We start from the raw sequence: 13,365 nt of genomic DNA, 5'->3' as shown, positions 1-13,365 counted from the left end.
ATTCCAGACCAAAGGGAAAGCCTGGAAAGGAAAACCCCCGTAGATACGGGGGTTTGAGCCTTGTGTCAATCTATGTTCGCCAGTGTCAAACTTTATTGTTTTGTGTCAATCTTTATTGTTAAAAACCAGGTCAATGTCAGCTGTGGATAACTTATTCCACCGTCACCGACTTCGCCAGGTTGCGCGGCTGATCGACGTCGGTGCCCTTGAGCACGGCGACGTAGTACGACAGCAGTTGCAGCGGGACGGTGTACAAGATCGGCGAAAGGATGTCGTGGATGTGCGGCATCTGCACCACGTGGGTGCCTTCGCCATTGGTCATCCCGGCTTTCTCGTCGGCGAACACGATCAGTTCACCACCACGGGCGCGGACTTCCTGCAGGTTGGACTTGAGCTTCTCCAGCAGTTCGTTATTCGGCGCCACGGTGACCACCGGCATGTCGTTATCCACAAGCGCCAGCGGGCCGTGCTTCAGTTCACCGGCCGGGTAGGCTTCGGCGTGGATGTAGGAGATTTCCTTGAGCTTCAAGGCACCTTCCATCGCCACCGGGAACTGCGCACCACGGCCGAGGAACAGGGTGTGATTCTTCTCGGCAAACAGTTCGGCGATTTTTTCCACCGTGCTGTCCATGGCCAGCGCTTCGCCCAGACGGGCCGGCAGGCGACGCAACTCTTCCACCAGCGTGGCCTCGACGTCTTTACCCAGCGTGCCGCGTACCTGACCCAGCGAAAGGGTCAGCAGCAACAGACCGACCAGTTGCGTGGTGAACGCTTTGGTCGAAGCCACACCGATTTCGCGACCGGCCTGAGTCAGCAAAGTCAGGTCGGACTCACGCACCAGCGAACTGATGCCCACATTGCAGATTGCCAGGCTGGCCAGGAAGCCCAGCTCTTTGGCGTTGCGCAGCGCGGCCAGGGTGTCGGCAGTTTCGCCGGACTGCGAGATGGTGACGAACAGGGTATCCGGCTGCACCACTACCTTGCGGTAGCGGAATTCGCTGGCGACTTCGACCTGGCACGGGATACCCGCCAGTTCTTCGAGCCAGTAACGCGCGACCATGCCGGCGTGGTAACTGGTACCGCAGGCGACGATCTGCACATTGCGCACTTTGGCGAACAATTCGGCAGCCTGTGGACCGAAGGCCTGCACCAGCACCTGATTGTTGCTCAGGCGACCTTCGAGGGTGCGCTGAACTACGGACGGTTGCTCGTGGATTTCCTTGAGCATGTAATGACGGAATTCGCCCTTGTCGGCGGCTTCGGCGCCATCGCTGTACTGCACGGTCTGGCGCTCGACGGCGTTGCCGTTGACGTCCCAGATCTGCACGGTATCGCGGCGAATTTCGGCGATATCGCCTTCTTCCAGGTACATGAAGCGGTCAGTGACCTGGCGCAGGGCCAACTGGTCGGACGCGAGGAAGTTCTCACCCAGGCCCAGACCAATCACCAACGGGCTGCCACTGCGCGCGGCGACCAGACGATCCGGCTGCTGTGCGTTGATCACGGCCAGACCGTAGGCGCCGTGCAGCTCTTTGACGGTGGCTTTCAGCGCAACGGTCAGGTCAGGCTGATCCTTGAGTTTGTGGCTCAGCAGGTGCGCGATGACTTCGGTGTCGGTGTCCGAGGTGAACACATAACCCAGCGCCTTGAGTTGCTCACGCAGGGCTTCGTGGTTTTCGATGATGCCGTTGTGCACCACGGCGATGTCACCGGAGAAATGCGGGTGCGCGTTACGTTCGCAAGGGGCACCGTGGGTGGCCCAACGGGTGTGGGCGATACCGAGACGGCCGGCCAGCGGCTGTTCGGCCAGCGCGGTTTCCAGTTCGCTGACCTTGCCCGGACGACGCATGCGCTCGAGCTTTGCGTCGTTGGTGAAAACCGCTACGCCGGCGCTGTCATAGCCGCGGTATTCAAGGCGCTTGAGGCCTTCGAGCAGGATGGCGGTGATATTACGTTCAGCAACTGCGCCGACAATTCCACACATGCTTATTTCTCCTGACTGACAGCCGCGCAAATCACGGTGATACCGCGGGCCTGAATCTGATCGCGGGCCTCTTGTGGCAGGCGATCATCGGTAATGAGGGTATGGACGCTGCTCCACGGCAGCTCCAGGTTGGGGATTTTGCGGCCGATCTTGTCGGCCTCGACCATCACGATCACTTCCCGCGCCACTTCCGCCATCACCCGGCTCAAACCGAGCAACTCGTTGAATGTGGTGGTACCGCGCACCAGATCGATGCCATCGGCGCCGATAAACAACTGGTCGAAGTCGTAAGAGCGTAGTACCTGCTCGGCCACCTGGCCCTGGAAGGACTCCGAATGCGGATCCCAGGTACCGCCGGTCATTAGCAGCACCGGCTCGTGCTCGAGTTCGCTCAAAGCGTTGGCGACATGCAGGGAATTGGTCATGACGACCAGACCCGGCTGCTGGCCCAGCTCGGGGATCATGGCGGCGGTGGTACTGCCGCTGTCGATGATGATGCGGGCGTGCTCGCGGATACGTTTGACGGCAGCGCGGGCAATCGCCTGTTTGTATTTCGAAACGCTCTGGCCGGGTTCAGCGACCAGCTCCTGCGGCATGGTGATCGCCCCGCCGTAACGACGCAGCAACAGACCATGGCTCTCAAGTGCTGCCAGATCCTTGCGGATCGTAACTTCCGAAGTTTCGAAGCGCTTGGCCAGTTCATCCACACTGACTTCGCCCTGCTCATTGAGCAAGGCGAGAATGTTGTGGCGGCGTTGGGGCGTGTTGCGTTTCGACATGGCGGCTAAAGTTTCGATTCGAAAGATAACGGAAGCAATAAAAACCTATTGCCCTTCAATCGTCAAGCTCAGGCCATAAAAAATCGCAGCCCCCGGCACCCTCTATAGGAGCTGCTGAAGGCTGCGATCTTTTGATCTAAAAGCAGCTGTGGATAACTCAGCTCTTCTTGATCTTCTCCGGCCGCTTCCAGCCATCGATATTCTTCTGCCGCGCCCGACCCACCGCCAACTGCGCGTTATCCACATTCTGGGTAATGGTCGAGCCAGCCGCAGTGGTTGCCCCGGACGAGATATCCACAGGCGCGACCAACGAGTTGTTGGAGCCGATGAATACATCCTCGCCCAACACGGTTTTCCATTTGTTGGCGCCATCGTAGTTACAGGTGATGGTGCCGGCGCCAATGTTGGTGCGTGCACCGATTTCCGCGTCGCCCAGGTAGGTCAGGTGCCCGGCCTTGGCGCCCTCGCCCATGCGCGCGTTTTTCAGTTCGACAAAGTTACCCACATGCGCGCGCGCTTCCAGAACCGTGCCTGGACGCAGTCGGGCGAACGGACCGGCATCGCTGCCTTCACCCAGCACCGCACCTTCGATGTGGCTGTTGGCTTTGATCACCACGCCTTTGCGCAGGGTGCTGTCCTTGATCACGCAGTTCGGGCCGATTACCACGTCGTCCTCGATGACAACCTTGCCTTCGAGAATCACGTTGACGTCGATCAGCACATCGCGACCGACGGTGACTTCGCCCCGCACATCGAAACGCGCAGGATCTCGCAGGGTCACGCCTTGCGCCATCAGGCGGCGGCCGGCGCGCAACTGGTAATGCCGCTCCAGTTCCGACAGTTGCTTGCGATCATTGGCGCCTTGCACTTCCATCGGGTCGTGCGGCTGCTCGGTGGCCACCACCAGACCATCGTCAACCGCCATTTCGATCACGTCGGTCAGGTAGTACTCGCCTTGCGCGTTGTTGTTTGACAGGCGGCTCATCCAGTCGGCCAGGCGATTGGCCGGGACAGCGAGGATGCCGGTGTTGCCTTCAGTGATCGCGCGCTGGGCTTCGCTGGCATCTTTGTGTTCGACGATGGCAGCGACCTTGCCGTCAGCCCCGCGCACGATGCGGCCGTAACCGGTCGGGTCTTCCAGCTCAACGGTCAGCAGGCCCATCTGCCCCGGTACGACGTGCTTGAGCAGACGCTGCAGGGTTTCGACTTCGATCAACGGCACGTCACCGTAAAGGATCAGTACGTTTTCAGCACTGATGAACGGGACCGCCTGAGCCGTGGCATGTCCAGTGCCCAATTGCTTGTCCTGCAGGACGAAATTCAGGTCGTCAGCCGCCAGACGTTCGCGCACCACGTCGGCACCGTGGCCGATCACCACATGAATGCGCTGTGGATCGAGCTGCCGTGCACTGTGGATAACATGCCCAAGCATGGAGTTGCCGGCAACCGGGTGCAGCACTTTGGGCAACGCCGAACGCATACGGGTGCCTTGACCGGCCGCGAGAATAACGATTTCGAGAGACATGACTGGCTACCAATCCTGGGCGGTCAGCAACTGCGACCGGGTTGTAAAAATCGGAAAAGAAAAAAGGGTAGCCGAGGCTACCCTTTTTTATCAATCGCACAACAAGTGGCTGACGGATTAACCGCCAAACTTCTTGCGGATCTGTTGGACGGTGCGCAGCTGAGCTGCAGCCTCGGCCAGACGTGCGGACGCAGCTCCGTAATCGAAATCTGCGCTCTTCTCATGCAGAGCAGCTTCGGCAGCCTTGAGGGCTGCTTGAGCCTGAGCTTCATCCAGGTCGGCGGCACGTTGCACGGTATCGGCAAGCACCTTGACCATGTTCGGCTGAACCTCGAGGAAACCACCGGAGATGTAGAACACCTCGGCTTCCCCGCCTTGCTTGATCAGGCGGATCGGACCTGGCTTCAGATTAGTGATCAGCGGCGCGTGACCCAGAGCGATACCAAGATCACCCAGTGCACCGTGCGCAATCACCATCTCGACCAGGCCGGAAAAGATTTCCCCTTCCGCGCTGACGATATCGCAATGGACTGTCATAGCCATCTGATTGCCTCAACCTAAATTAGCGCCCGTTGCCGGGCGCCGGGATTACAGTTTCTTGGCTTTCTCGATCGCTTCTTCGATGCCGCCAACCATGTAGAACGCTTGTTCTGGCAGGTGGTCGTAGTCACCGTTGAGGATGCCTTTGAAGCCAGCAATGGTGTCTTTCAGGGAAACGTATTTACCCGAAGCACCGGTGAAGACTTCAGCCACGAAGAACGGCTGCGACAAGAAGCGCTGGATCTTACGAGCACGGTTTACCAACTGCTTGTCGGCTTCCGACAGCTCGTCCATACCCAGGATCGCAATGATGTCCTTCAGCTCTTTGTAGCGCTGCAGCACGTACTGAACACCGCGAGCGGTTTCGTAGTGGTCGTTGCCGATCACGTTCGGATCCAGCTGACGCGAAGTCGAGTCCAGTGGGTCTACCGCTGGGTAGATACCCAGGGAAGCGATGTCACGGGACAGAACGACTGTGGCGTCCAAGTGGGCGAAGGTGGTCGCTGGCGACGGGTCAGTCAAGTCGTCCGCAGGTACGTATACCGCCTGGATCGAAGTAATCGAACCTTGCTTGGTCGAAGTGATGCGCTCTTGCAGCACGCCCATCTCTTCAGCCAGAGTCGGCTGGTAACCTACTGCCGAAGGCATACGGCCCAGCAGTGCGGATACTTCAGTACCGGCCAGGGTGTAACGATAGATGTTGTCGACGAACAGCAGAACGTCGTTACCTTCGTCACGGAACTTCTCGGCCATGGTCAGGCCGGTCAGTGCTACGCGCAGACGGTTTCCCGGCGGCTCGTTCATCTGACCGTAAACCAGGGCCACTTTGTCCAGAACGTTGGAGTCCTTCATCTCGTGGTAGAAGTCGTTACCCTCACGAGTACGCTCACCCACACCGGCGAACACGGAATAACCGCTGTGCTCGATGGCGATGTTACGGATCAGTTCCATCATGTTTACGGTTTTGCCTACACCGGCACCACCGAACAGACCGACTTTACCGCCCTTGGCGAACGGGCAAACCAGGTCGATAACCTTGATGCCGGTTTCCAGCAGCTCGTTGCCGCCAGCTTGTTCAGCGAAGGAAGGAGCGGCGCGGTGGATACCCCAGCGCTCTTCTTCGCCGATCGGGCCAGCTTCGTCGATCGGGTTGCCCAGTACGTCCATGATCCGGCCCAGAGTCGCTTTACCGACCGGTACGGAGATGGCTGCGCCAGTGTTGTTGACGTCCAGACCGCGCTTCAAGCCTTCGGTCGAGCCCATCGCAATGGTACGTACCACGCCGTCGCCCAGCTGCTGCTGAACTTCCAGAGTGGTTTCGGCGCCTTGAACCTTCAAGGCGTCGTAGATGCTCGGTACGCTGTCGCGTGGGAATTCCACGTCGATAACGGCGCCGATGATTTGAACGATACGTCCGCTACTCATAGCTGGATCCTCTGAATATTTGAACCGTTAAACCGCGGCAGCGCCGCCGACGATTTCCGAGATCTCTTGGGTGATCGCAGCCTGACGCGCCTTGTTGTAGATCAGCTGCAAATCGCTGATCAAATCACCGGCGTTGTCGGTAGCGTTCTTCATCGCGATCATCCGCGCAGCTTGTTCGGCCGCGTTGTTCTCGACCACCGCCTGGTACACCTGCGACTCCACGTAGCGCACCATCAAGCCGTCTAGCAGCTCTTTGGCGTCTGGTTCGTAGAGGTAGTCCCAGTGGTGCTTGAGTTCTTGATCCGGGGTCGCCACCAGTGGAATCAACTGCTCCACGGTAGGCTGTTGCGTCATGGTGTTGATGAACTTGTTGGATACCACGGACAGGCGGTCAATACGGCCGTCCAGGTAGGCATCCAGCATCACCTTGACGCTGCCGATCAGATCATTGATCGACGGCTCTTCACCCAGGTGGCTGATAGCTGCAACGACGTTACCGCCGAAGTTGCGGAAAAAGGCCGCACCCTTGCTACCAACAACACACAGATCAATCTCGACGCCGTTTTCGCGGTTTACCGCCATGTCCTTGACCAGGGCCTTGAACAGGTTGGTGTTCAAGCCGCCGCACAGACCACGGTCACTGCTCACTACGACATAACCGACGCGCTTTACTTCACGGTCGATCATGAACGGGTGGCGGTATTCCGGGTTGGCGTTGGCCAGATGCCCAATTACCTGGCGGATACGTTCCGCATAAGGACGGCTAGCAGCCATGCGCATTTGTGCCTTGCGCATTTTGCTGACCGCCACTTTTTCCATGGCGCTGGTAATTTTTTGCGTGCTTTTGATGCTCGCAATCTTACTGCGAATCTCTTTTGCGCCTGCCATGTAACACCTATCAGGTTAGCAAGCGGGAGCCTTGCGGCTCCCGCTGCGGCTTACCAGGTTTGGGTGGCCTTGAACTTCTCGATACCGGCTTTGAGGCCAGCGTCGATTTCGTCATTGAAGTCACCTTTAACGTTGATCTTGGCCATCAAATCGGCGTGATCGCGGTTGAAGAAAGCAATCAGCGCTTGTTCGAAGCTGCCGATCTTGGCGATTTCAATGTCAGTCAGGAACCCACGCTCAGCGGCATACAGCGACAGCGCCATGTCAGCGATCGACATCGGTGCGTATTGCTTCTGCTTCATCAGCTCGGTAACGCGCTGACCATGCTCAAGTTGCTTGCGGGTCGCTTCGTCCAGGTCAGAAGCGAACTGGGCGAATGCTGCCAGTTCACGGTACTGAGCCAGAGCGGTACGGATACCACCGGACAGCTTCTTGATGATCTTGGTCTGAGCGGCACCACCCACACGGGATACCGAAACACCGGCGTTCACTGCAGGACGGATGCCCGAGTTGAACATGGCCGATTCCAGGAAGATCTGACCGTCGGTGATGGAAATCACGTTGGTCGGAACGAACGCGGAAACGTCGCCAGCCTGGGTTTCGATGATCGGCAGTGCGGTCAGGGAACCGGTTTTGCCGGTCACTGCGCCGTTGGTGAACTTCTCTACGTACTCTTCCGAAACGCGGGATGCGCGCTCCAGCAGACGGGAGTGGAGATAGAACACGTCGCCTGGGTAAGCTTCACGGCCTGGTGGACGGCGCAGCAGCAGGGAAATCTGGCGGTAAGCCACTGCTTGCTTGGACAGATCGTCATAAACGATCAGCGCGTCTTCACCGCGGTCGCGGAAGAATTCACCCATGGTGCAACCGGAGTACGGAGCCAGGAATTGCAGTGCTGCAGATTCCGAAGCGCTCGCTGCAACGATGATGGTGTTAGCCAGTGCACCGTTTTCTTCCAGCTTGCGAACCACGTTGGCGATGGTCGATTGCTTCTGACCGATTGCCACGTAGACGCAGAAAATGCCGCTGTCTTTCTGGTTGATGATCGCGTCGATCGCCAGAGCGGTTTTACCGATCTGACGGTCACCGATGATCAGCTCACGCTGGCCACGGCCGACAGGGATCATGGCATCGACAGCCTTGTAGCCAGTCTGTACAGGCTGGTCTACCGACTTACGCCAGATCACGCCCGGTGCAACTTTCTCGACCGCGTCGGTCTCGGTGTTGCCCAGTGGACCTTTGCCGTCAACAGGGTTACCCAGTGCGTCGACTACGCGACCCAGCAGTTCCTTACCTACCGGAACTTCGAGGATGCGGCCGGTGCACTTGGCGCTCATGCCTTCAGCCAGACTGGTGTATGCGCCCAGTACAACGGCACCTACGGAGTCTTGCTCCAGGTTGAGAGCCATACCGTAGACGCCGCCCGGAAACTCGATCATCTCGCCGTACATGACGTCGGCCAGACCGTGAATCCGCACGATGCCGTCAGATACGCTGACGACAGTGCCTTCGTTACGGGCTTGGGAGGTCACATCGAGCTTTTCGATGCGGCCCTTGATAATTTCACTTATTTCGGAAGGATTGAGTTGCTGCATTGCTCTGCTGCCCCTTCAAACTCAAGATTTCAATGCTTCGGCAAGTTTCGCGATTTTGCCGCGAATCGAGCCATCGATAACCAGGTCGCCGGCGCGGATAACGACACCACCTATAAGGGCAGCATCCTCCGCAACTTGCAGGCGCACTTCCCGGTTGAGTCGTGCACTGAGAACCTTGGCGAGTTTGTCTTGCTGTTCTTGGTTCAATGCAAAAGCACTGGTCACTTCAACGTCTACCGATTTCTCTTGTTCGGCCTTGTACAGGTCGAAAAGAGCGGCGATCTCCGGCAGAAGCGGGAGACGGTCGTTTTCGGCAACGACATTGATGAAATTCTGTGCCTTGGCATCGAACTTGTCGCCGCACACGTCAATGAACGTGGCGGCCTTTTCTGCGCTCGTCAGTCGCGGGGCCTTGAGCACGCGCTGCATGGTGTCGTCTTGCGACACCGCTGCTGCCAGGCCGAGCATGGCTGACCAATTGGCCAGTTGCTGGTGGGCCTGAGCGTGCTCGAAGGCCGCCTTAGCGTAAGGTCGGGCCAACGTGGTCAGTTCTGCCATGATCGCCCTCGCTTAGATTTCAGCAGCCAGTTGGTTAACCAGCTCTGCGTGCGCGTTTTGATCGATTGTGGCACCCAGGATCTTCTCGGCGCCGCCGACAGCCAGCAAGCCCACTTGGGCGCGCAGCTTGTCTTTGACACTGTTCAGTTCCTGTTCGATCTCGGCTTGAGCCTGAACCTTCACACGGTCAGCGTCGATACGGGCTTTTTCAACAGCCTCTTCAACGATCTGGTTACCGCGTTTCTTGGCTTGCTCGATGATTTCAGCTGCCTGAGCTTTCGCTTCGCGCAGTTGCTGACCCGCTTTCTCTTGGGCCAACTCCAGGTCGCGAGCTGCTCGGCTGGCAGCGTCCAGACCATCAGCGATCTTCTTTTGACGTTCGTGCAGTGCCGCAATGACCGGAGGCCATACGAACTTCATGCAGAACAGTACAAAAATCAGGAACGCAACGGACTGGCCAATCAGGGTCGCATTAATGTTCACGCCAACACCTCGCAGTTACGTTGTCCATCACATCAAATTACTCGGAAGAATCCGGGTAATTAGCCAGCGATCTGACCAACGAACGGGTTCGCAAAGGTGAAGAACAGAGCGATACCAACACCGATCATGGTTACGGCGTCGAGCAGACCGGCAACGATGAACATTTTAACTTGCAGCATTGGAACCATTTCTGGCTGACGCGCTGCGCCTTCCAGGAACTTGCCGCCCAGCAGGCCGAAACCAATTGCGGTACCCAGTGCGCCCAGGCCGATCAACAGTGCAACAGCGATAGCGGTTAGACCAACTACAGTTTCCATCTTTCCTCCCGACTTTTACGTCGTATGGTTTAGGTTTTTTAGATTAAAGCGGTAAAACAAATCGTTTCAGAGGCCCGGTTAAGAGCCCCCTCCCGTTTGACCGGGAGGGACATCAGATCAGCCGAGGCTGCTCTTAATGGTTTTCTTCGTGCGCCATCGACAGGTAGACGATGGTCAGCATCATGAAGATGAACGCCTGCAGGGTGATGATCAGGATGTGGAACACAGCCCACGCCCACTGCAGAACAACGCCCAGGCCGCTCAGCCAGAGCAGGCCGCTGCCGAACATCACAGCGATCAGAATGAACACCAGCTCGCCGGCATACATGTTGCCGAACAGACGCAGGGCCAGAGAGATCGGCTTGGCGATCAGGGTCACGAATTCCAGCAGGAAGTTCACCGGGATCAGCAGGGCCTGAACGAAGATGTTCTTGCTGCCGAACGGGTGCAGGGTGAGTTCGCCGATGAAACCGCCGATGCCCTTGACCTTGATGCTGTAGAAAATGATCAGTGCGAAAACCGAGAACGCCATGCCCAGGGTCGCGTTCGGGTCAGTGGTCGACACGGCGCGGAACGGGATGTGGTGGTCACCGGAAATCAGGATGGCCAGCTGAGGAATCCAGTCGACCGGTACCAGGTCGACGGCGTTCATCAGGAACACCCAGACGAAGATGGTCAGTGCCAGCGGTGCAATCACCGGGCTCCGGCCATGGAAGCTGTCTTTCACGCTGCCATCGACGAATTCGACCAATACTTCAACGAAGTTCTGCAAAGCACCCGGCTGACCCGAAGTCGCTTTCTTTGCCGCCATGCGGAAAAGAAAAACGAAGATCAGACCCAGCGCGACCGACCAGCCGAGGGTATCGACGTGGAAAGCCCAGAAGCCCATTTCCTTGGCTTCTGCTGCGGAATGGGCAAAGCCCCAGCCGCCGTTAGGTAGCTGACCGAAGGTCAGGTTCTGCAAGTGGTGCTGGATATAGCCCGAAGCGGTTGTTTCTGCCATGGTTGCCTCAAACGCCCTAAGGTCTCGAAAGTCTTGTTCTCATCAGCAGGGGAGCGAACCAGCTGACCGACTGAGTCAGCACGAAAGCGCCGAATACTGCGATCGGCGCCAATGGCTTCACACCTGCAAACACCAGTGCAAACAGCACTGCCGTCAAAATCAGTTTGCCTGCCTCGCCGGCATAAAATGACCGGACGATGGACTGGGCTGCTCGGGCGCCGGAAAACCGAAATGCCTTGTGAGCGAAATAAACATTGGGCAGCAAGGCTATCAGGCCTCCGCAAAGTCCCGAGTATCCGGCAACGACTCCATGCCATTGCCAGAGCGCCAAAGCGGCAATGAGCAAAATGACAAATTGAGCCATCAACACCGGAAAAACCGCCAGGCGATGGAACGGCAGGCGGTTTGGCTTGCGGGTTTCCATCACGTTTGCTCTCCAATGGCCGGCTGCCGAAATTCAATAACTTGGCATAATTTGTGCCGACAAAATGCGCGCAGAGTATAGGGGCGGTTCTGCCCCTATTCAACTGTCAGGTAGTGATTTCCGACTGCGCGCTACATGAGGAAATGTTTCAGCGGATGTGTGCGAGCACACCTTGAAGCTCATCGAGGGAGTTGTAACCGATCACCAACTGACCTTTTCCCTTCTTCCCGTGGCGGATCTGCACCGCAGAGCCTAGGCGCTCGGCCAGACGCTGTTCGAGCCGGGCGATATCCGGGTCGGGTTTGGGCGCTTCCACAGGCTCCGGTTTGCCACTCAACCACTGGCGAACCAGTGCCTCAGTTTGGCGCACAGTCAGGCCGCGTGCGACAACATGTCGCGCCCCTTCCACCTGCTGATTGTCCGGCAGACCGAGCAAAGCACGGGCATGACCCATTTCCAGGTCACCGTGGGACAGCATGGTCTTGATGACTTCCGGCAGTGCAATAAGTCGCAACAGGTTAGCCACAGTCACGCGGGACTTACCCACAGCCTCGGCCACCTGTTGTTGTGTGAGCTGGAATTCCTGCTGCAGACGCTGCAAGGCGACGGCTTCTTCGATCGGGTTCAGGTCTTCACGCTGGATGTTCTCGATCAGCGCAATGGCGATCGCGGTTTCATCCGGCACATCACGGACCATCGCCGGGATGGTTTCCTGGCCGGCCTGCTGGCTGGCGCGCCAGCGGCGTTCACCGGCGATGATTTCGAAGCGGCCGCCGCCAATCGGGCGCACCACGATCGGCTGCATCACGCCTTGCGCCTTGATCGACGACGCCAGCTCTTCCAGTGCCTGCGGGTCCATGTCGCGGCGTGGCTGGTATTTGCCGCGCTGCAGCAGATCCAGAGGCAGGTGTTGCAGTTCACGGGTATCGGCCTGCGCCGCCTGTTCTTCCAGCGCGCTGACGGTCGGACCACTCAGCAGTGCATCCAGTCCACGTCCGAGACCTCGTTTCTTGACGGCCATGGGGATTCCTTAAGTTGGCTGGGCAGTGGCGATGCGTGAATTTTTGCGCTGACGGCGAACCATTTCGCCCGCCAGGGCCAGATAGGCCAGCGCGCCGCGCGATTGCTTGTCGTAGGCCAGTGCCGGCATACCGTAGCTCGGCGCTTCGGCCAGACGGATGTTGCGCGGGATCACTGTGTCGTACAGCTGTTCGCCAAAGTGTTCCTTGAGCTGCGCCGAAACATCGTTCATCAGACTCAGCCGCGGGTCGTACATGGTGCGCAGCAAACCTTCGACCTTGAGGTTGGGGTTCAGCAGTTCGGCGATGCGCTTGATGTTATCCACAAGGTCGCTCAAGCCTTCGAGCGCAAAATATTCGCACTGCATGGGGATAATCACCCCGTCAGCAGCGACCAGTGCGTTCAGGGTGAGCATCGACAGCGACGGCGGGCAGTCGATCAAAATGTAATCGTAGTTTTCACGGATCGGCGCCAGCGCGCTGCGCAGACGGCTTTCCTTCATCTGCATCTCCAGCAGCACCACTTCGGCCGCCGTCAGATCCCGGTTGGCCGGCAGCAGTTGATAACCGCCATGTTCCGAGAAGTGCATGGCCTGGGCCAGATCGCATTCGCCGATCAGCAGGTCGTAGACCGAGTTTTCCAGGCCATGTTTATCCACACCGCTACCCATGGTGGCGTTGCCCTGTGGATCGAGATCGATCAACAACACCCGGCGCTTGGTCGCGACCAGGGATGCTGCGAGGTTGATACAGGTGGTGGTTTTGCCCACACCACCCTTCTGGTTCGCTATCGCGAATACCTTAGCCATTCTTGCTTGTGTTCCC

14 protein-coding genes are annotated in these 13,365 nt (G+C 58.1%); all 14 read right to left on the bottom strand.

What is annotated here, in order from left to right:
* Nucleotides 1-151: 151 nt before the first annotated feature.
* Nucleotides 152-1,984 carry a glutamine--fructose-6-phosphate transaminase (isomerizing) gene (gene glmS, locus L6D63_RS04995; protein WP_131670797.1) on the bottom strand — a complete coding sequence of 611 codons (1,833 nt, stop codon included), beginning with the start codon at nucleotides 1,982-1,984 and terminating at the stop codon, nucleotides 152-154.
* Between the two features lie 2 nt (nucleotides 1,985-1,986).
* Nucleotides 1,987-2,763: a DeoR/GlpR family DNA-binding transcription regulator gene (locus tag L6D63_RS04990; protein ID WP_047297387.1), complete on the bottom strand. Its 777-nt coding sequence runs from the start codon at nucleotides 2,761-2,763 to the stop codon at nucleotides 1,987-1,989.
* 157 nt (nucleotides 2,764-2,920) lie between these two features.
* Nucleotides 2,921-4,288: a bifunctional UDP-N-acetylglucosamine diphosphorylase/glucosamine-1-phosphate N-acetyltransferase GlmU gene (glmU, locus tag L6D63_RS04985; RefSeq protein ID WP_095667938.1), complete on the bottom strand. Its 1,368-nt coding sequence runs from the start codon at nucleotides 4,286-4,288 to the stop codon at nucleotides 2,921-2,923.
* Nucleotides 4,289-4,405: 117 nt separating this feature from the next.
* On the bottom strand, nucleotides 4,406-4,831 hold the full coding sequence (locus L6D63_RS04980) for a F0F1 ATP synthase subunit epsilon (RefSeq protein ID WP_007954164.1): 426 nt from the start codon (nucleotides 4,829-4,831) through the stop codon (nucleotides 4,406-4,408).
* Nucleotides 4,832-4,876: 45 nt separating this feature from the next.
* Entirely contained in the window at nucleotides 4,877-6,253 is a 1,377-nt protein-coding gene (gene atpD, locus L6D63_RS04975; RefSeq protein ID WP_007954162.1) for a F0F1 ATP synthase subunit beta, read from the bottom strand.
* Nucleotides 6,254-6,280: 27 nt separating this feature from the next.
* Nucleotides 6,281-7,141 (bottom strand): F0F1 ATP synthase subunit gamma, encoded by an 861-nt coding sequence (gene atpG / locus L6D63_RS04970; RefSeq protein ID WP_007954161.1) that lies wholly within the window; start codon nucleotides 7,139-7,141, stop codon nucleotides 6,281-6,283.
* A gap of 50 nt (nucleotides 7,142-7,191) precedes the next feature.
* The gene (gene atpA, locus L6D63_RS04965; protein ID WP_041073579.1) at nucleotides 7,192-8,736 is read right to left on the bottom strand and encodes a F0F1 ATP synthase subunit alpha; all 1,545 of its coding nucleotides are present in this window, start codon (nucleotides 8,734-8,736) and stop codon (nucleotides 7,192-7,194) included.
* Nucleotides 8,737-8,757: 21 nt separating this feature from the next.
* A complete protein-coding gene (locus L6D63_RS04960; RefSeq protein ID WP_007911956.1) occupies nucleotides 8,758-9,294 on the bottom strand; it encodes a F0F1 ATP synthase subunit delta in 537 nt (178 codons plus the stop codon).
* Nucleotides 9,295-9,306: 12 nt separating this feature from the next.
* A complete protein-coding gene (locus tag L6D63_RS04955) occupies nucleotides 9,307-9,777 on the bottom strand; it encodes a F0F1 ATP synthase subunit B (RefSeq protein ID WP_011336718.1) in 471 nt (156 codons plus the stop codon).
* 59 nt (nucleotides 9,778-9,836) lie between these two features.
* The gene (atpE, locus tag L6D63_RS04950) at nucleotides 9,837-10,094 is read right to left on the bottom strand and encodes a F0F1 ATP synthase subunit C (RefSeq protein ID WP_003097235.1); all 258 of its coding nucleotides are present in this window, start codon (nucleotides 10,092-10,094) and stop codon (nucleotides 9,837-9,839) included.
* A 133-nt stretch (nucleotides 10,095-10,227) separates the two neighbouring features.
* Nucleotides 10,228-11,097 carry a F0F1 ATP synthase subunit A gene (atpB, locus tag L6D63_RS04945; RefSeq protein WP_047297389.1) on the bottom strand — a complete coding sequence of 290 codons (870 nt, stop codon included), beginning with the start codon at nucleotides 11,095-11,097 and terminating at the stop codon, nucleotides 10,228-10,230.
* 16 nt (nucleotides 11,098-11,113) lie between these two features.
* A complete protein-coding gene (locus tag L6D63_RS04940) occupies nucleotides 11,114-11,521 on the bottom strand; it encodes a F0F1 ATP synthase subunit I (protein WP_003229783.1) in 408 nt (135 codons plus the stop codon).
* A 148-nt stretch (nucleotides 11,522-11,669) separates the two neighbouring features.
* A complete protein-coding gene (locus tag L6D63_RS04935; protein WP_095667937.1) occupies nucleotides 11,670-12,542 on the bottom strand; it encodes a ParB/RepB/Spo0J family partition protein in 873 nt (290 codons plus the stop codon).
* 9 nt (nucleotides 12,543-12,551) lie between these two features.
* Nucleotides 12,552-13,349, bottom strand: a complete 798-nt coding sequence (locus L6D63_RS04930; RefSeq protein ID WP_131670798.1) for a ParA family protein — start codon at nucleotides 13,347-13,349, stop codon at nucleotides 12,552-12,554.
* Nucleotides 13,350-13,365 lie beyond the last annotated feature (16 nt).

This window comes from Pseudomonas parakoreensis (assembly GCF_021602155.1).
GTDB lineage: Bacteria > Pseudomonadota > Gammaproteobacteria > Pseudomonadales > Pseudomonadaceae > Aquipseudomonas > Aquipseudomonas parakoreensis.
This window is presented reverse-complemented; position numbering and strand designations above follow the sequence as displayed.

Bases quoted from the DNA above. Each gene is read 5' to 3' on its own strand.
- glmS (WP_131670797.1), bottom strand. From the start codon at position 1,984: ATGTGTGGAATTGTCGGCGCAGTTGCTGAACGTAATATCACCGCCATC.
- L6D63_RS04990 (WP_047297387.1), bottom strand. From the start codon at position 2,763: ATGTCGAAACGCAACACGCCCCAACGCCGCCACAACATTCTCGCCTTG.
- glmU (WP_095667938.1), bottom strand. From the start codon at position 4,288: ATGTCTCTCGAAATCGTTATTCTCGCGGCCGGTCAAGGCACCCGTATG.
- L6D63_RS04980 (WP_007954164.1), bottom strand. From the start codon at position 4,831: ATGGCTATGACAGTCCATTGCGATATCGTCAGCGCGGAAGGGGAAATC.
- atpD (WP_007954162.1), bottom strand. From the start codon at position 6,253: ATGAGTAGCGGACGTATCGTTCAAATCATCGGCGCCGTTATCGACGTG.
- atpG (WP_007954161.1), bottom strand. From the start codon at position 7,141: ATGGCAGGCGCAAAAGAGATTCGCAGTAAGATTGCGAGCATCAAAAGC.
- atpA (WP_041073579.1), bottom strand. From the start codon at position 8,736: ATGCAGCAACTCAATCCTTCCGAAATAAGTGAAATTATCAAGGGCCGC.
- L6D63_RS04960 (WP_007911956.1), bottom strand. From the start codon at position 9,294: ATGGCAGAACTGACCACGTTGGCCCGACCTTACGCTAAGGCGGCCTTC.
- atpE (WP_003097235.1), bottom strand. From the start codon at position 10,094: ATGGAAACTGTAGTTGGTCTAACCGCTATCGCTGTTGCACTGTTGATC.
- atpB (WP_047297389.1), bottom strand. From the start codon at position 11,097: ATGGCAGAAACAACCGCTTCGGGCTATATCCAGCACCACTTGCAGAAC.
- L6D63_RS04940 (WP_003229783.1), bottom strand. From the start codon at position 11,521: ATGGAAACCCGCAAGCCAAACCGCCTGCCGTTCCATCGCCTGGCGGTT.
- L6D63_RS04935 (WP_095667937.1), bottom strand. From the start codon at position 12,542: ATGGCCGTCAAGAAACGAGGTCTCGGACGTGGACTGGATGCACTGCTG.
- L6D63_RS04930 (WP_131670798.1), bottom strand. From the start codon at position 13,349: ATGGCTAAGGTATTCGCGATAGCGAACCAGAAGGGTGGTGTGGGCAAA.